At 71.6% G+C, this 16,225-nt stretch carries 14 protein-coding genes; 2 read left to right on the top strand and 12 right to left on the bottom strand.

Annotated features, from left to right (window positions below; translation table 11 throughout):
- Nucleotides 1-106: 106 nt before the first annotated feature.
- The 6 genes from CLV43_RS40505 to rpmE all read right to left on the bottom strand — a co-directional run bounded on the left by CLV43_RS40505 (nt 107) and on the right by rpmE (nt 5,735).
- Complete coding sequence (locus CLV43_RS40505; RefSeq protein WP_106195100.1) at nt 107-643, bottom strand: hypothetical protein; 537 nt, start codon at nt 641-643, stop codon at nt 107-109.
- A 195-nt stretch (nt 644-838) separates the two neighbouring features.
- Nucleotides 839-1,702 (bottom strand): peptide chain release factor N(5)-glutamine methyltransferase, encoded by an 864-nt coding sequence (gene prmC / locus CLV43_RS40500; protein ID WP_106195338.1) that lies wholly within the window; start codon nt 1,700-1,702, stop codon nt 839-841.
- A gap of 57 nt (nt 1,703-1,759) precedes the next feature.
- A complete protein-coding gene (lpdA, locus tag CLV43_RS40495; RefSeq protein WP_106195097.1) occupies nt 1,760-3,145 on the bottom strand; it encodes a dihydrolipoyl dehydrogenase in 1,386 nt (461 codons plus the stop codon).
- 10 nt (nt 3,146-3,155) lie between these two features.
- Nucleotides 3,156-4,361, bottom strand: a complete 1,206-nt coding sequence (locus CLV43_RS40490) for an acyl-CoA thioesterase/bile acid-CoA:amino acid N-acyltransferase family protein (protein WP_106195094.1) — start codon at nt 4,359-4,361, stop codon at nt 3,156-3,158.
- Between the two features lie 18 nt (nt 4,362-4,379).
- Nucleotides 4,380-5,438, bottom strand: coding sequence for a peptide chain release factor 1 (prfA, locus tag CLV43_RS40485; protein ID WP_106195091.1), 1,059 nt, complete (start codon nt 5,436-5,438; stop codon nt 4,380-4,382).
- 84 nt (nt 5,439-5,522) lie between these two features.
- Nucleotides 5,523-5,735 (bottom strand): 50S ribosomal protein L31, encoded by a 213-nt coding sequence (rpmE, locus tag CLV43_RS40480; protein WP_106195088.1) that lies wholly within the window; start codon nt 5,733-5,735, stop codon nt 5,523-5,525.
- 261 nt (nt 5,736-5,996) lie between these two features.
- Between rpmE and CLV43_RS40475 the strand changes: the two genes are divergently transcribed.
- Entirely contained in the window at nt 5,997-6,407 is a 411-nt protein-coding gene (locus tag CLV43_RS40475) for a hypothetical protein (RefSeq protein ID WP_106195085.1), read from the top strand.
- A gap of 288 nt (nt 6,408-6,695) precedes the next feature.
- Nucleotides 6,696-7,319 carry a hypothetical protein gene (locus CLV43_RS40470; protein ID WP_106195083.1) on the top strand — a complete coding sequence of 208 codons (624 nt, stop codon included), beginning with the start codon at nt 6,696-6,698 and terminating at the stop codon, nt 7,317-7,319.
- Between the two features lie 54 nt (nt 7,320-7,373).
- Here CLV43_RS40470 and rho read toward each other — a convergent pair whose 3' ends face one another.
- From rho to argS, 6 genes are all read right to left on the bottom strand, one after another.
- Nucleotides 7,374-9,470, bottom strand: a complete 2,097-nt coding sequence (gene rho, locus CLV43_RS40465; protein WP_106195080.1) for a transcription termination factor Rho — start codon at nt 9,468-9,470, stop codon at nt 7,374-7,376.
- Between the two features lie 344 nt (nt 9,471-9,814).
- Nucleotides 9,815-10,693 carry a homoserine kinase gene (gene thrB, locus CLV43_RS40460; protein ID WP_106195077.1) on the bottom strand — a complete coding sequence of 293 codons (879 nt, stop codon included), beginning with the start codon at nt 10,691-10,693 and terminating at the stop codon, nt 9,815-9,817.
- Complete coding sequence (thrC, locus tag CLV43_RS40455) at nt 10,690-11,766, bottom strand: threonine synthase (protein WP_106195074.1); 1,077 nt, start codon at nt 11,764-11,766, stop codon at nt 10,690-10,692. The genes thrB and thrC overlap by 4 nt, the downstream gene beginning before the upstream one ends.
- Entirely contained in the window at nt 11,763-13,091 is a 1,329-nt protein-coding gene (locus CLV43_RS40450; RefSeq protein ID WP_170156234.1) for a homoserine dehydrogenase, read from the bottom strand. Before CLV43_RS40450 ends, thrC begins: the two co-directional genes overlap by 4 nt.
- The gene (gene lysA / locus CLV43_RS40445; RefSeq protein WP_106195335.1) at nt 13,078-14,517 is read right to left on the bottom strand and encodes a diaminopimelate decarboxylase; all 1,440 of its coding nucleotides are present in this window, start codon (nt 14,515-14,517) and stop codon (nt 13,078-13,080) included. Before lysA ends, CLV43_RS40450 begins: the two co-directional genes overlap by 14 nt.
- Entirely contained in the window at nt 14,517-16,166 is a 1,650-nt protein-coding gene (gene argS, locus CLV43_RS40440) for an arginine--tRNA ligase (protein WP_106195068.1), read from the bottom strand. Before argS ends, lysA begins: the two co-directional genes overlap by 1 nt.
- Nucleotides 16,167-16,225: the final 59 nt, after the last annotated feature.

The following is a 16,225-nucleotide window of genomic DNA, read 5'->3' as shown; positions in this document are numbered from 1 at the left end:
GAGGACTCCGCACCGGGCGAGGGACCGTGTCGGAAGCCACCGGGACACGGCACCAGGTCGCCTCCACGAAGCCGGACGGGCGGTGTCGACCAGCCTCGCCGAGGGGTCAGCGCCCCGTTCGGCCGACCGGGGTGCGCAGGGTCATCGCGCGGTACTGCCAGGCGAAGGCGGCGACCAGGACGGCGGCGAGCAGGGCACCGGAGCCCATGAGGGTCGGGCTGCCCATGAGGCCGCCGGTGACGACGGGGGCGACGCCGAAGACAAGCAGGAGGGCGGTGAAGGCGATGACGGCGCGGTGGGTGTTGCGGGCCTTCGGTTCCTCGCGGCGGCCGAGCAGCTCCTCGGCGAACTCGTCCAGCTCCGGGTCGCACGTCTCGAGCGCCAGGATGCGGTCGGCGAGGCGTTCGACGATGACGACGCCGCTGTCGCCGATGAGGCCGCGCACCTCCATCGACCGGACGGCGAGCGCGTAGCCGAGGTAGTGGCGCAGCAGCGCGGTGCCCTCGGCGGACCACGCGGACTTGGCGAGCCGTTCCAGCTCGGTGACGGCGCGGGCCGGGGCGCCGGGCTCGTAGATCGTCGGGAAGAGCCCGCGCGCCTGTTCCACCAGCCGGAAATCGGTCTGGGGTTCGACGCTGTGCAACCATTCGAGCTGAACATCGAGCCATAAGCGGAATTCGGACCACTCATCCGGCTTATTGACAGTCACGTTACTCCCCTCTGAATAGCCGGCAGGCAATTGTGCCAGATCAGAGGGCAATTCGCACGAAATGCCCCTTCGGGATCACGTTAATGCACTGGTCGACCGACAATTCCACCGCCGTGGAGAACACGCCCCCTAGCCCCTCCTCGCGGTCGCGAAACGCGGCCTACCTGCGAGATCCCGGTGATCGGCCACGTCGGTGAGCACGCGGCGGGCGCTCAGCAAACTCGGCACGGACTCGCCATGGCTGTCGTCGTGCTCGATGGCGACGTACCCGCCGTGCCGCAACAACCGCGCCGAAAGTCCCACCACGGAGCGGATGACGTCCAATCCGTCGGCACCGCCGAACACCGCCGCGTGCGGATCGTGGTCGGCGACTTCGGGTTGCACGGGTGTGCCTTCCGGCACATAGGGCGGATTGCACAGCACGAGGTCGACCGTCCCTTCCAGATCGACGAGCACACCCGGTTCGGTGACGTCTCCGGAGTGCAGCCGGATCGGCGTGTCCCCCGCCAGGACGCGGGCGTCGGAGTTGTGCCGGGCCCACGCCAGCGCGTCCACGTCGCGCTCCACGGCGTGCACCTCGGCGTCCGGGCGGGCGTTCGCGGCGGCCAGCGCCAGCACCCCGGAGCCGGTGCACAGGTCCACGACGACCGGCCGTTCGACGTCCTTGATCCGGGTGAGCGCCCACTCCAGCAGGAACTCGGTCTCCGGCCGCGGGATGAACACGCCCGGCCCGACGTCGACCCTGATCGCCCCCATCGGCGACCAGCCGAGGATGTGCTGCAGCGGCACCCGTTCCGCCCGCTTGCGCACCAGCTTGTGCAGCGTCTCCAGCACCTGCTGGTCGACCATCGGGATGAGCGGGAGCCGGGACCGCTCCACCCCAAGCACGTGGGCGGCGAGGTACTCGGCGTCGACGCGGGGACTGTCCACACCGGCCGCCGCCAGCATGCGCTCGGCCTCGACGAGGGCCAGGCGGATGGGCTGTCGGTTCATGCACGGATGGTAGTCGCGGTGCCGGGCACGGGCGCCCGGCACCACACCACCGGGGGATCAGAAATTGATCATGTGACCCGCGAGGCCGTGCACGGCCTCCTTGACGGCCTCGCCGAGCGTCGGGTGCGCGTGGACGTTGCGCGCGACCTCGGTCACCGTCAGGTCCCACTGCTGGGCCAGGGTCAGCTCCGGCAGCAGCTCGGTCGCCTCCGGACCGATGATGTGCGCGCCGAGCAGCTCGCCGTGGGTGCCGTCGCTGATCAGCTTCACGAACCCGCCCGGCTCGTTGAGGCCGTGCGCCTTGCCGTTGGCGGTGAACGGGAACTTCGCCACCTGGACGTCGAAGCCCTTCTCACGGGCCTGCGCCTCGGTGTACCCGAAGCTCGCGATCTGCGGCTGGCAGAACGTGGCGCGCGGGATCATCACGTAGTCGAGCTCCATGGTCTCGGAGTCGCCGATGGTCTCGGCGGCGACGATGCCCATGGCCTCGGCGGCGTGCGCGAGCATCAGCTTCGCGGTGACGTCGCCGATCGCGAAGATGTGCGGCACGGACGTGCGGCAGCGGCCGTCGATGTCGATGGCGCCGCGCTCGGTCAGCCGCACGCCGGTCTTGTCCAGGCCGTAGCCCTCGACCCGCGGCTGGAAACCGATGGCCTGCATGACCTTGTCGGCCTCCAGCACCTCTTCCTTGCCGTCCTTGGTGACGGTGACGCGCACCTTGGGGCCGGACTCGTCGATCGACTCGACGCGGGTGCCGGTGCGGACCTCGACGCCGAGCTTCTTGTACCGCTTGGCCAGCTCGGTGGAGACCTCGACGTCCTCCAGCGGCACCATGCGGTCGAGGAACTCGACGATGGTGACCTTCACGCCGTAGTTGTGCATCACGTAGGCGAACTCGACGCCGATGGCGCCCGCGCCCGCGATGATGATGCTCTCCGGGAGCTCCTCGCTGAGGATCTGCTCCTCGTAGGTCACGACGCGGTCGCTCTTGGCCGTGCCGGGCAGCATCCGGGTCGTCGCGCCCGCCGCGATGATCGCGTGGTCGAACGTCACCGTCTCGCCGTTCACGACGATCGTGTGGTCGTCGGTGAACTCGCCGCGGCCCTGGTACTCGGTGATGCCGTTCTTCTTCATCAGGAAGTGCACGCCCTTGACGCGCCCGTCCGCGACCTTGCGGCTGCGCTGGAACGCCACGCCGTAGTCGAAGCTGACCGTGCCGTCGACCTTGATGCCGAACGTCTTGGCCTCGTGGGTGAAGATGTGGGCCAGCTCGGCGTTGCGCAGCAACGCCTTCGAGGGGATGCAGCCGACGTTGAGGCACACCCCGCCCCAGTACTTCTCCTCGATGATCGCAGTCTTCAGGCCGAGTTGGGCCGACCGGATCGCGGCGACGTACCCTCCAGGGCCCGCACCGAGGACCACGACGTCAAAGTGTGCGCTCATGCTCCCCAGACTAGGTGTCCAGGAGCTCCGAGAAGAACTTGAGCGACCGACGCCACGCGTCGTCGCGGGCGGCGGCGGTCTCCGACGGCGTGCCACCCATCAGGAAGGTCACACCGGGGCCCGGCACCTGCACGTCGGTGGCGGGCCGGTGCGGCGGGCCCGCGATCAGGTGGCCCGCCCGCGGGTAGCTGACGTGCTCGTGGGGGTAGGGGTGGTCGTGCTCGGCGAGCCTGCGTTCGGCGATCGCGCTCAGCTCGTCCGACGGCCAGCTCAGGTCGTCGCCCGCCGACAGCAGCAGCACCCCGCCGCGGATCCGCTCGACCGGGATGACCGCCTCCTCGGGAACGCCGTCGCCGAGGTCGAACGCCTGCCGCAGCGGCACCGGCTCGTCGTCGACGACGGCCGCGCGCAGGGCGTCGGGCACGGAGTAGGGCAGGTACGGCAGCGGGTCGCCGCGCCACGTCCACGGGGCGGCCTCGTCCTGGAGGATCGGCAGGAGGCCGGTGCGGGCGCCGATGCCCTGGGTGACCACGCCGCTGCCGACGACGCTGACCACGGCCCGCACCTCGGGGAACGCGGCCCCGATCAGCAGCGCGGCCTCGCCGCCGCGGGAGCCGCCGATGACGCCGATCTCGCCCGCCCGCGCGGACAGGTAGGAGATGGCGGTGCCGAAGTACTCCAGCGGGATGTCCACGAGGTCCCGCGGCACGCCCGGCGCCCCGAAGTAGGCCAGTGCCAGCGCGGCGAACCCGTGCCCGGCCAGCATCGCGGCGTCCAGCTCGTGCAGGCCGCCCTCCGAGCCGCCGAGCACGATCACGCCGGGGTGCACGTCGTCGTCGTCCGGCGTGAACAGCACGCCGACCAGCCCGTCCTCGTCGACCTCGGTGCGCACCACGCCCTCGGGAACCGCGCGGCGGTCGATCTCGACCTTGCCGACGCCCTCGACCTCCAGCAGCGTCGCACCGGCCGCGCGGCCGGTGGGGGCGAGCGACCAGAACAGGCCCATGGGGTCGACGCCGGAGTAGTCGCCCTCGACGGGCGCGTGCCGGGTGAGGTCGACCACACCGCGTTCGTCGGCGACGAAGACCGCCCGCGACGCGCGGTCGCCGGTGGTCAGGGAGATGGTGGCGGACGAGTCGGGGTCGAGCCCGGTGACCCGGATGTCGAGTCCGGTGTCGAGAGGAGCGCCTTGGGGGTCGACCACCAGCTCGGCCATCGCGCGCCTCCTCGTCAGTCACCCGCCAGCGAGTCGCTCCGCCCGATCGGCCGTCGCGAGCGCGTCCAGCACCGCGTCGAGGTCGCCGTCGAGCACCTGGTCCAGGTTATGTGCTTTGTACCCAACGCGGTGATCGGAGATGCGGGATTCCGGGAAGTTGTACGTCCTCACCCGTTCGGACCTGTCGACCGTGCGGATCTGGGTCTTGCGGGCGTTCGACGCGTCCTGCTGCGCCTGCTCCTCGGCCAGCGCGACCAACCGCGACTGGAGCACGACCATGGCGCGCGCCTTGTTCTGCAGCTGGCTGCGCTCGTTCTGGCAGGACACGACGATGCCGGTCGGCAGGTGCGTGATGCGGACCGCCGAGTCGGTCGTGTTGACCGACTGGCCGCCCTTGCCCGACGAGCGGAACACGTCGACGCGCAGGTCCTTCTCGTCGATCTCGACCTCGACGTCCTCGGTCTCCGGGAACACCAGGACACCGGCGGCGGAGGTGTGGATGCGGCCCTGCGACTCGGTGACGGGCACGCGCTGCACGCGGTGCACACCGCCCTCGAACTTCAGCCGCGACCAGACGCCGTCCGCGGTGGGGACCTTGCTCTTGATGGCGACCGTGACGTCCTTGAAGCCGCCGAGGTCGGAGTCGGTGCCGTCGAGGACCTCGGCCTTCCAGCCGTGGCGCTCGGCGTAGCGCAGGTACATGCGGAGCAGGTCGCCCGCGAACAGGGCGGACTCCTCGCCGCCCTCACCGGACTTGATCTCCAGGAGCACGTCGGACGAGTCGTGCGGGTCGCGCGGCAGGAGCAGCTCGGTGAGCCGCGCCTCCAGCTGCGGGATCCGGACCTTCAGCTCCTCGGCCTCGGCCGCGAACGCCTCGTCCTCGGCCAGCTCGGTCGCCGCCTCCAGGTCCTCGCGGGCCTGGTCGAGGTCGCGGACAGCCCTCACGATCGGGCCCAGCTCGGCGTAGCGCTTCCCGAGCTTGCGCGCGCCCGCCTGGTCGGCGTGCACCGCCGGGTCGGCGAGCTGCTTCTCCAGGTCGGCGTGCTCGGCGAGCAGGGCGTCAAGGGGCTGGTTCACGACTACTCCTGTGCTTCGTTCCGGGCAAACGACAACGGCGCCCGACCCGAGCCGACGTGGCTCGGGCGGACGCCGTGGACGAAGCTACTTGGCGCGCTTGCCGTAGCGGGCCTCGAAGCGCGCGACCCGACCACCGGTGTCGAGGATCTTCTGCTTGCCGGTGTAGAACGGGTGGCAGTTCGAGCAGACCTCGACGTGGATGGACCCGGAGGTCTTGGTGCTGTGCGTGGTGAACGCGTTCCCGCAGCTGCACGTCACATCGGTGGAGATGTACTGCGGGTGGATGCCAGTCTTCAACGTCTCGTCCCTTTCAGCGGTGTGGCCGCCGGGTCCCCTGGATTGGGGTGAACCGGAGCCGGACTCGACTCGTGAGTCTGCCAGATGCTCTGACGAGGACGAAAACGCCGGTTGACCTCGCGTTGTTCCCGTTCGTCAATGGTGACTCGCGCCACTGGTCACCTCCGCCGTTCGCCGATGCGCGGCGTCCGTTCGGCGCAACGGGCCGCCGTTCGGCTACTCAGGGCAGCGTGTCGGACCACTGGCCCACACAATTGCCGGGTGCTCTGCGCCGCTGGACGCCCACTCGGTCTGCCCACCTGGCTGGCAGTCCCGTACCTCTTCGCCACCGCCGTGATCGGCCTGACCGGCCTCGCCAGCCTCCTCCTCGGCTCTTTCGACTGGTCGATCGGCCTGTCCGCCCCCGTGTTCGGCGCCGCCACCGCGGTCGCCATCGCGACCGGGAGCGCGGTCCGCTGGCGCTCCACCTGGCAACGCCGCTGGCTCCGCTGGACGTACCCGTGGTCCGTTCTCGTCCTCGGCGTCGCCACCGACGGCCTCCGCCTCCCCGTCCTCGTCATGACCGGCCTCGGCATCCCCGTCGTCGCCCTGCTCATCCGCTGGTACGTCGTCGAACGCCGCCGCACCACCGCCCTCGCCGCCAGCGGCCGGTACACCTCAGCGGGCTGCTGACCGGTCCGCGCCCCAGGCCCCGAACGCCGCCCACTCGCCTTTACGCCTTCACCCGACGCACCCGACGCACCCGACGCACCCGAAAATGTCGTACCCCCGCCGTAGCGTGTGCGTCGGGGGGTCCTCACGAACAGGGGACGCCCGGCCTGCCGCGCCACGCCGCCGCACCCACCGGGCAATCGAGACGCCGTGCCTTCGGAACACCGAACGTGAGCTTCCCTCAAATACACCCCCTGGGTTCCCCCGTACCGCCCCCGCGCGACCGCCGTCCTCAATACCGTCGGAGCCATGTTCTTCGAACCCGATCCCGACGCCCAGCACACCGAACCCCCGGAGCCCCCACCGATCCCGCCGTGGCTGTCCCCACCGGCCGAGGAGATCGGCGTGACCGTTCCCCTTCAGCTCGTCGTGGCGCGCAGCGACAACGTCGTGGTCCTCCTCGACTCGGTGAAGGTGTACTCCACCGGCTGCCTCCTGCTCACCGAGGTCGTGACCCGTCGCGGTGACCTGTCGCTGAACGACTGGTGGGAGCTGCGCAGCTCCGGCCACACCACGATGATCAACGGCACCTCCGAGGCCGGCGGCCTGCCCGACAAGGTGCTCAGGTTCGGCGTCCGCTTCCCCGACGGCACCAAGGCCACCACCGTCCGCGGTGTCCCCCGCGGCGACCGCGACACCCCGCCGGACGGCACCGTGCTGTCCTGGACGCCCTTCGGCGGCGGCTCGCGCTTCGGCGGCGGGATGCACCTCAGCCACGCCTCCAACGGCCTGTGGCTGTGGCCGCTGCCGCCCGCGGCGCCGCTGGAGTTCGCGGTGGAGTGGCCGTTCGGCGGCATCGACCTGACGATCGTCGAACTGGACGGCGCCCTGGTCACCGGGGCAGCCGAGCGCTCCCGGCCGTACTGGCCCTGAAACGGCACCAGGGCCATTCCCGGAGGAATGGCCCTGGTGGTCGGAGCGGGTAGGTCAGACGCCCTCGTTGCCGGGGGTGGTCTTGGCGACCTGCATGAGGAACTCGATGTTCGTCCGGCTCTTGCGCAGCCGGTCGAGCAGCAGCTCGATGGCCTGCTGGCTGTCGAGCGCGTGCAGCACGCGGCGGAGCTTGTGCATGACCGCGAGCTCGTCCGGTGACAGCAGCAGGTCTTCCTTGCGGGTACCGGACGGGTCGACGTCCACCGCGGGGAAGATCCGCTTGTCGGCGATCTTGCGGTCGAGCTTGAGCTCGGCGTTGCCGGTGCCCTTGAACTCCTCGAAGATCACGCTGTCACCGGCGGAGCCTGTCTCGACCAGCGCGGTCGCGATGACGGTGAGCGAGCCGCCGCCCTCGATGTTGCGCGCCGCGCCGAGGAAGCGCTTCGGCGGGTAGAGCGCCGTCGAGTCGACACCACCGGACAGGATGCGCCCGGACGCCGGGGCGGCCAGGTTGTACGCGCGGCCCAGGCGGGTGATCGAGTCGAGCAGCACGACCACGTCGTGGCCCATCTCCACGAGGCGCTTCGCGCGCTCGATGGCCAGCTCGGAGATGGTGGTGTGGTCTGACGGCGGCCGGTCGAAGGTCGAGGCGATGACCTCGCCCTTCACCGAGCGCTGCATGTCGGTGACCTCTTCCGGACGCTCGTCCACGAGGACGACCATCAGGTGGCACTCGGGGTTGTTCGTCGTGATCGCGTTCGCGATCGACTGGAGCACCGAGGTCTTGCCCGCCTTCGGCGGCGACACGATCAGCGCGCGCTGGCCCTTGCCGATCGGCATCACCAGGTCGATGACGCGCGTGGTGAGGATGTGCGGCTCGGTCTCGAGGCGCAGTCGCTCGTTCGGGTACAGCGGCGTGAGCTTGGTGAAGTCGTCCCGGTTCCTGAGCTGGTCCGGGTCCAAGCCGTTGATCTTGTCGACGCGCACCAGCGGGTTGAACTTCTGCCGCTGCTGCTCGCCGTCGCGCGGCTGGCGGACGGCACCGATCAGCGCGTCGCCGCGGCGCAGGCCGTACTTGCGGACCAGCGACAGCGAGACGTAGACGTCGTTCGGGCCCGCGAGGTAGCCGGAGGTGCGCACGAAGGCGTAGTTCTCCAGCACGTCCAGGATGCCCGCGACGGGCAGCAGGACGTCGTCGTCGCGCACCTCGGTGTCGGGCGCGCCGGGGGCGCCGCCCTCGACCCGACCGCCACGGCGGCGGCGGTCGCGGAAGCGACGGCCGCGACGACCGCCCTCCTCGTCGTCGTCCTCCACCGCGTTGTTCTGGCGGTCGTTCTGCCGGTCGTTGGACCGCTCGTTCTGCCGGTCGTTCTGGCGGTTGCGGCCCTGCCCGCGCTCGGGGCGGTCGCCGCGCTCCTGCCGGTCGCCCCGGTCCTGGCGGTTGCCGCGCTCGGAACGGTCGCCGCGGTCACCCCGCTCCTGGCGCTCGCCGCGCTCGGGGCGCTGCTGCTGCTGCTGCTCACCGCGGTCGGGGCGCTCGTTGCGCTCACCCTGGTTGCGGTCCTGCTGCGGACGCTCCTGCTGAGGGCGCTCCTGGGCGGGACGCTCCTGCGTGGAGCGCTCCGGGGAACGCTCGACGGCGGGCGCCTCGGCCGGGGCGGCCACCAGGGCCTCCGGGCTGCCCGCCGCGCGGCCGGAGGACCGGCGGCGCCGGTTGTTGCGACGGCCGCCCTCCTCCTCACCGCCCGTCGCGGGCTGGTCGGAGACCTCGAGCTGCTGCTGGACCGGCTTCTCCACCGGGGCGGCCTTCTCGACGACTCGAGGAGCCTCGACCGCGGGCGCCTCGGCGACCTTCACGGCCGCGGGCTTCTCGGTCTTGGCGGGCGGGGTCGCGGCACTGCCCCGACCGGAGGTACCACCCTGCTTTTCCTTGATCGCCGCGATGAGGTCGCCCTTGCGCAGACCCGCGGTGCCGTTGATGCCGAGTTGGCCCGCGAGCTCACGAAGCTCCGCGAGCACCATGCCGGACAGACCAGCCCGCTTGCGCGGGGCGCTGCCGTTGGAAGGGGTGGACAGGGCGTTCTCCTCGGCTCCAGAACTGGCAGCGGCTTCGGGAGCAGCGTCGCTGCTCAACAAATCGGTGTTGCTCACACAAGTCCTTCCTGACCGGACCCCGCCTCCTACGCGGCCCAGCGGACCTGCCGTCCGACGGAATGCGGAACAGCAGTTCGTCCGATGAAGACGGATTCGACGCGGCGATTTCGCACTTACGACGAGGTCCGTCGGCACGGGACTTCTCGGTCACACGGCGATCGGGTGCCCATTCAGCCTCGACCCCGCCCTTGCGGCACAGGGTCACCTGGCTGGCTGGAATGCGACCCGGAACGAATGTCCGGGCACGGCACCGGCGCCCGTGCGCGCGGTGACTGATCGCCTCCGAGGGTAGACGCAGGCCGGTGCGGGTGCAACAACCGGGGTACCCCCGCGTGGCGCCGTCAGCCAAGTGGCCGAACGCGCACCCCTCCCAGGTCCACGGCCGATCGGCGCACGTCGAAACCCGTCACGTCGACCCCGACGGGCAGTTCGCCGTCCTTCGGCAGCGCCAGCACGGTGGGACCCGCCCCGGACACCGCCGCGGCCACCCCCGCCGCGCGCAGGTCGTGGACCACCCTCATCGTCGCGGGCCACGCGGGCTCCCGGTACGACTGGTGCAGCCGATCGTCCAAAGCGGTCAGCAGCAGGGAGGGATCGCGGGTCAGGGCGTGTACGGCGAGCGCGGACCGACCCGCCGCGAAGGCCGCGTCGGCGTGCGGCACCACGGCCGGGAGCAGGCCCCTGGTCGTCTTGGTCGACGACTCCTCCGACGGCACCAGCACGACCGGCCGGAGGTCGTCGTGCGGGTCGAGCCGGACGGCCCGGTAGTCCCCGCCCTCCGACCACGCGATCACGACCCCGCCGAACATGCTGGCCGCCGCGTTGTCGGCGTGGCCCTCGAACTCCGACGCGAGTTGCAACGCCGCTGTGTCCAACTCGCGACCAGCCAGCCCGTACGCGGCCGCGACACCCGCCACGATCGCGGCGGCCGACGAGCCGAGACCGCGCGAATGGGGGATCGCGTTGCGGCAGTCGAACTCCACACCGGACGGTGCGAACCCGACGACCGCGCACGCCGCGCGGAACGCCCGCACCACGAGGTGGGTCTCGTCGGTGGGCACGTTCTCGCCACCCTCGCCGCTCACCCGCACGACCAGACCGCGGTCCACGACGCGGACGTCCACTTCGTCCCGGATGTCCAGCGCCATGCCGAGCGCGTCGAAGCCGGAGCCCAGGTTCGCGCTGGATCCGGGCACCGCGACCCGGACGCCGGTCGTCACGCCAGCTCCAGCGCCGTCGCCACGGCACCGGGGTCGACCGGGACGGGCTCGACCGCGACCATGCCCAGCATCGCCGTGTCGGGGTCCTTCAGGCCGTGGCCGGTGACCGTGCAGACCACCACGGAGCCCTTCGGCAGGCGGCCGTCGGCGGCCGTGGCCAGCAGGCCCGCGATGCTCGCCGCGGACGCGGGCTCGACGAAGATCCCCTCGTGCCGGGCGAGCAGCCGGTAGGCCTCGAGGATCTGCTCGTCGGTGACGGCGGCGATGAGGCCGCCGGACTCGTCGCGGGCGGCGACCGCGCCCGCCCACGACGCCGGGCTGCCGATCCGGATGGCCGTCGCGATGGTTTCGGGATTCCGAACCGGCTCGCCGAGCACGAGGGGTGCCGCGCCCGCCGCCTGGAAGCCGAACATCCTGGGGGTGGCCGCCGTGACGCCGTCCTCGGCGTAGTCCTGGTAGCCGCGCCAGTACGCGGTGATGTTGCCCGCGTTGCCGACCGGCAGGCAGTGCACGTCCGGCGCCCGGCCGAGCACGTCGCAGATCTCCCACGCGGCGGTCTTCTGGCCGACCAGCCGCACCGGGTTGACCGAGTTGACCAACGTCACCGGGTACTCGGCCGCGGTCTTGCTCGCCAGCTCCAGGCAGTCGTCGAAGTTGCCGTCGATCTGCAGGATCTTGGCCCCGTGCATGACGGCCTGGGCCATCTTGCCCAGCGCGATCTTGCCGCTCGGCACGAGCACGGCCGAGGTCAGCCCGGCCTTCGCGGCGTACGCGGCGGCCGAGGCCGACGTGTTGCCGGTGGACGCGCAGATGACCGCCTTGAGGCCGCTGGCCAGCGCGTACGTCATGGCCATGGTCATGCCGCGGTCCTTGAACGACCCGGTCGGGTTCGCGCCCTCGACCTTGACGAGCACGCGGCAGCCGGTCAGCTCGGACAGGTGCTCGGCCTCGACCAGCGGGGTACCGCCCTCGTGCAGGGTGACGACCCGTGCGCCGTCCGGCAGCTCGATGCGGTCGCGGTAGGCGTTGATGACACCGGGCCAGCCGGGGCGCACGCCTGCTTGGATCGTCATTGCTCTTCGCCTTCCACCCGCATAACGCTGACCACGTCCCGGACGACCGGCAGGCCGCCGACCTTGTCCACTGTGGACCGCAGTGCCGCGTCGGACGCGGCGTGCGTGACGATCACCAGGCTGGCGTCGTCGACGCGCCCCTCCTGCCGGACCGCGGCGATGCTCACGTCGTGTTCGGCGAACACCGCCGCGACCTGGGCGAGCACGCCCGCGCGGTCGGCCACGTCGAGGCTGATGTGGTAGCGGGTCGGGGTCTGCCCGATCGACCGCACCGGCAGCCCGGCGTAGGCGGACTCGCGCGGCCCGCGACCGCCGTGGACCCGGTTGCGGGCCACCGCGACGAGGTCGCCGAGCACCGCGCTCGCGGTCGGCGCGCCGCCGGCGCCCTGGCCGTAGAACATCATCTCGCCCGCCGCGTCGGCCTCGACGAACACCGCGTTGAACGCGCCGTTCACCCCGGCCAGCGGGTGGCTGCGCGGGATCATCGCCGGGTGCACGCGGGCCGCGACGGACTCCTTGGTCGTGCCGTCCTCGGCGGTCTCGGTGACCCGCTCGCAGATGGCCAGCAGCTTGACCGTGCGACCGAGGCCCTTGGCCGCGGCGATGTCGGACGCGCTGACCGCCGAGATGCCCTCGCGGTGCACGTCGGAGGCGGTGACCCTGGTGTGGAACGCGAGCGAGGCCAGGATCGCGGCCTTGGACGCGGCGTCGAAGCCGTCCACGTCCGCGGTCGGGTCCGCCTCGGCGTAGCCGAGCCGCGACGCCTCCTCCAGCGTCTCGGAGTAGCTCGCGCCGGTCGCGTCCATCCCCGAGAGGATGAAGTTCGTCGTGCCGTTCACGATGCCCATCACGCGGGTGATCCGGTCGCCCGCGAGGGACTCGCGCAGCGGCCGCAGCAGCGGGATGGCGCCGGCGACGGCGGCCTCGAAGTAGAGGTCGGCCCCGGAGGCGTCGGCGGCCTCGAACAGCTCCGCGGAGTGCTCGGCCAGCAGCGCCTTGTTCGCCGTGACGACGGACTTGCCCGAGCGCAGCGCCTCCAGCAGGAGGGTGCGCGCGGGCTCGATGCCGCCGATGACCTCGACCACCAGGTCGACGTCCGAGGCCACCAGCGCGGCCGCGTCGGTCGTCAGCAGCTCCGCCGGCACCTCGCGGTGCTTGTTGGGCTTGCGCACCGCGATGCCGGTCAGCACGACCGGCGCGCCGATCCGCGCGGTCAGGTCGGCCGCCTGGTCGGTCAGCAGCCGGACGACCTCGGTGCCGACGGTGCCGCAGCCCAGCAGGGCCACCCGAATGGGTCCGGCGCTGTTCGGTTTACCTTCCGGCACCTTCAACCTCCAAGCGGAACAGGTCGTCCTCGGTCTCCCGGCGCAGCAGCAGGCGGGCCTGCCCGTCGGTCACCGCGGCGAGCGCGGGTCGCGGCAGCCGGTTGTAGCCGCTGGCCATGGAGTAGCAGTAGGCGCCGGTCGCCGCGACCGCGAGCAGGTCGCCGGGCGCGAGGTCCTCGGGCAGCCAGCAGTCGCGCACGACGACGTCGCCCGCCTCGCAGTGCTTGCCGACGACCCGGCACAGCACGGCCCCGGTGTCCGGGTCGACCGGGCGCGACACCAGCCTGCAGTCGTAGACGGCGTCATACAGGGCGGTGCGGATGTTGTCGCTCATCCCGCCGTCGACGCTGACGTAGCGGCGGGTGTGGCCGCCGTCCAGCTCGACGTCCTTGATCGTGCCGACCTCGTACACGGTGACCGTGCCGGGTCCGACGATCGCGCGGCCGGGCTCGACCGCGATCAGCGGCATCGGGAGCCCGGCGTGCTCGCACTCCTTGCGCACGATGTTGTGCAGCTGGCGGGCCAGCTCGGCGGGCGGCGGCGGGTCGTCCTCCGAGGTGTAGGCGATGCCCAGGCCGCCGCCGAGGTCCACCGTGGTCAGGCTCTCGAGCTTCGCGGAGCCGTGCTCGACGTGCAGGTCGGCCAGCAGGCCGATCACCCGGCGGGCGGCGATCTCGAAGCCGCTGGCGTCGAAGATCTGCGAGCCGATGTGGCTGTGCAGGCCGGTCAGCCGCAGCCCGCCGGCCTTGAGCACGCGGCGCGCGGCCTCGGAGGCGTCCCCGGAGGACAGGGAGAAGCCGAACTTCTGGTCCTCGTGCGCGGTGGCGATGAACTCGTGCGTGTGCGCCTCGACGCCGACCGTCACCCGGATCATCACCGGCTGCACGACCCCGCGCTCGCGGGCGATCTGGTCGAGCCTGGCGATCTCGAAGAACGAGTCGACCACGACCGCGCCGACCCCCGCCTCGACGGCGGCGGTCAGCTCGGCGACGGACTTGTTGTTGCCGTGCAACGCGATCCGCTCGGCCGGGAAGTCCGCGCGCAGCGCGATGGCCAGCTCGCCGCCGCTGCACACGTCGATGCTCAGGCCCTCCTCGGCGACCCAGCGGGCCACCGCGACGCTGAGGAACGCCTTGGACGCGTAGTGCACCAGCGACGGGTCGCCGAACGCCGTGGCGTGCTCGGCGCAGCGGGACCGGAAGTCGTCCTCGTCCATGACGAACAGCGGAGTGCCGTAGTCGCGGGCGAGGTCGCGGACGTCGACACCGGCCAGGGTGACGACGCCGTCCGCGCCGCGTTCGGCGTTGCGGGGCCACACCGCGGGGTGCAGCTCGGCGATGCCGTCCGGAGTGGACGGGCGGGTTCCGGCGGTGCTGCCGGAGGTCATGACGTCGGCGTGCCGGGGGCCGGCGGGGTGCGCGCGCATCACATGCGCTCCAGTGCCGTGACGCCGAGCAGGCCGAGGCCGTTGGTGAAGACCTGGCGGGCGGCCAGCACGAGCTGGAGCCGCGCCCGGTGCACGGGGGTGGTCTCCTCGTCGCCGCGGGGCAGCACCCGCAGCTCGGACGTGTCGTAGAACCGGTGGGTCACGCCCGCCAACTCCTCCAGGTAGCGCGCCACGCGGTGTGGTTCGCGGAGCTCGGCGGCCGCGGCGACGACCCGCGGGAACTCGCCGAGCGTGCGGATCAGGTCGCCCTCGCGGTCGTGCACGAGGAGCTCGAAGCGGTCGTCCGGCTCCAGGCCGAGGTCCGCGGCGTTGCGGCGCACCGACGCGATGCGCGCGTAGGCGTACCGCACGTAGTGCACCGGGTTGTCGTTGCTGTTCTTGCGCAGCAGGTCGAGGTCGATGTCGAGCACGGAGTCGACCGACGACCGGACCATCGCGTACCGGGCGGCGTCCACGCCGACCGCCTCGACCAGGTCCTCCATCGTGATGACGGTGCCCGCGCGCTTGCTCATCCGCACCGGCTTGCCCTCGCTGACGAGGTTCACCATCTGCCCGATCAGCACCTCGACCACCGCCGGGTCGTCGCCCAGCGCCGCCGCGGCGGCCTTGAGGCGGCCGATGTAGCCGTGGTGGTCGGCGCCGAGCATGTAGATGCACAGGTCGAACCCGCGCGAGCGCTTGTCCTGGAGGTAGGCGATGTCGCCGGCGATGTAGGCGGGGTCGCCGTCGCTCTTGATGACCACCCGGTCCTTGTCGTCGCCGAACTCGCTGGAGCGCAGCCACCAGGCGCCGTTCTCGAAGTACAGGGCCCCGGACTTCTTCAGCGCCTCGACGGCCTTCTCCACCGCGCCCGAGCGGTGCAGCGAGTCCTCGTGGAAGAAGACGTCGAAGTCCGTGCCGAAGTCGTGCAGGGCCTGCTTGATCTCCTCGAACATCAGGTTGACGCCGATCCGGCGGAACACCTCGGCGCTGTCCTCGGCGGACAGCGCGCTGGGCTCCTGCTTGATCACCTCGGCGGCGATGTCGGTGATGTAGGCGCCCGCGTAGCCGTCCTCCGGGGCGCCCTCGCCCTTGGCCGCGGCGATCAGCGAGGCGACGAAGCGGTCGATCTGGGCGCCGGCGTCGTTGAAGTAGTACTCGCGGGTCACGTCGCCGCCCCTGGCGGTCAGCACCCGGCCCAGCGCGTCCCCGACCGCCGCCCAGCGGGCCCCGCCGAGGTGGATCGGGCCGGTCGGGTTCGCCGAGACGAACTCCAGGTTGATCCGGCGCCCGGCCAGCTCCTCGCCGGTCCCGTAGGCGTCGCCCGCGGCCAGCACCTCGCGCAGGATCGCGCCCTGCGCGTCCGCGGCCAGCCGCAGGTTCAGGAAGCCGGGGCCCGCGACGTCGACCGACGCGATCGCGTCGGTGCCGGTCAGCGCATCGGCCAGCCAGCCGGCGAGGTCGCGCGGGGGGACGCCGATCTTCTTGCCGATCTGCAGGGCCAGGTTCGTCGCGTAGTCGCCGTGGTCGGGGTTGCGGGGTCGCTCGACGGTCACCGCGGTGGGCAGTGCGGCGGTGTCCAGGCCGCGGCCGGACAGCACCTCCACGGCCGTCGCACGGACCAGTTCAGCGAGCGCTGCGGGAGTCACCCGCAGAAGTCTAGGGAAGCGTTCGCGCTGGTCTCGACCGGGTTGACCAGTCCCGGAAG

Source organism: Umezawaea tangerina (assembly GCF_003002815.1).
GTDB lineage: Bacteria > Actinomycetota > Actinomycetes > Mycobacteriales > Pseudonocardiaceae > Umezawaea > Umezawaea tangerina.
Note: the sequence above shows the minus strand (reverse complement) of the source record. Positions and strands in the feature narration are given on the sequence as shown.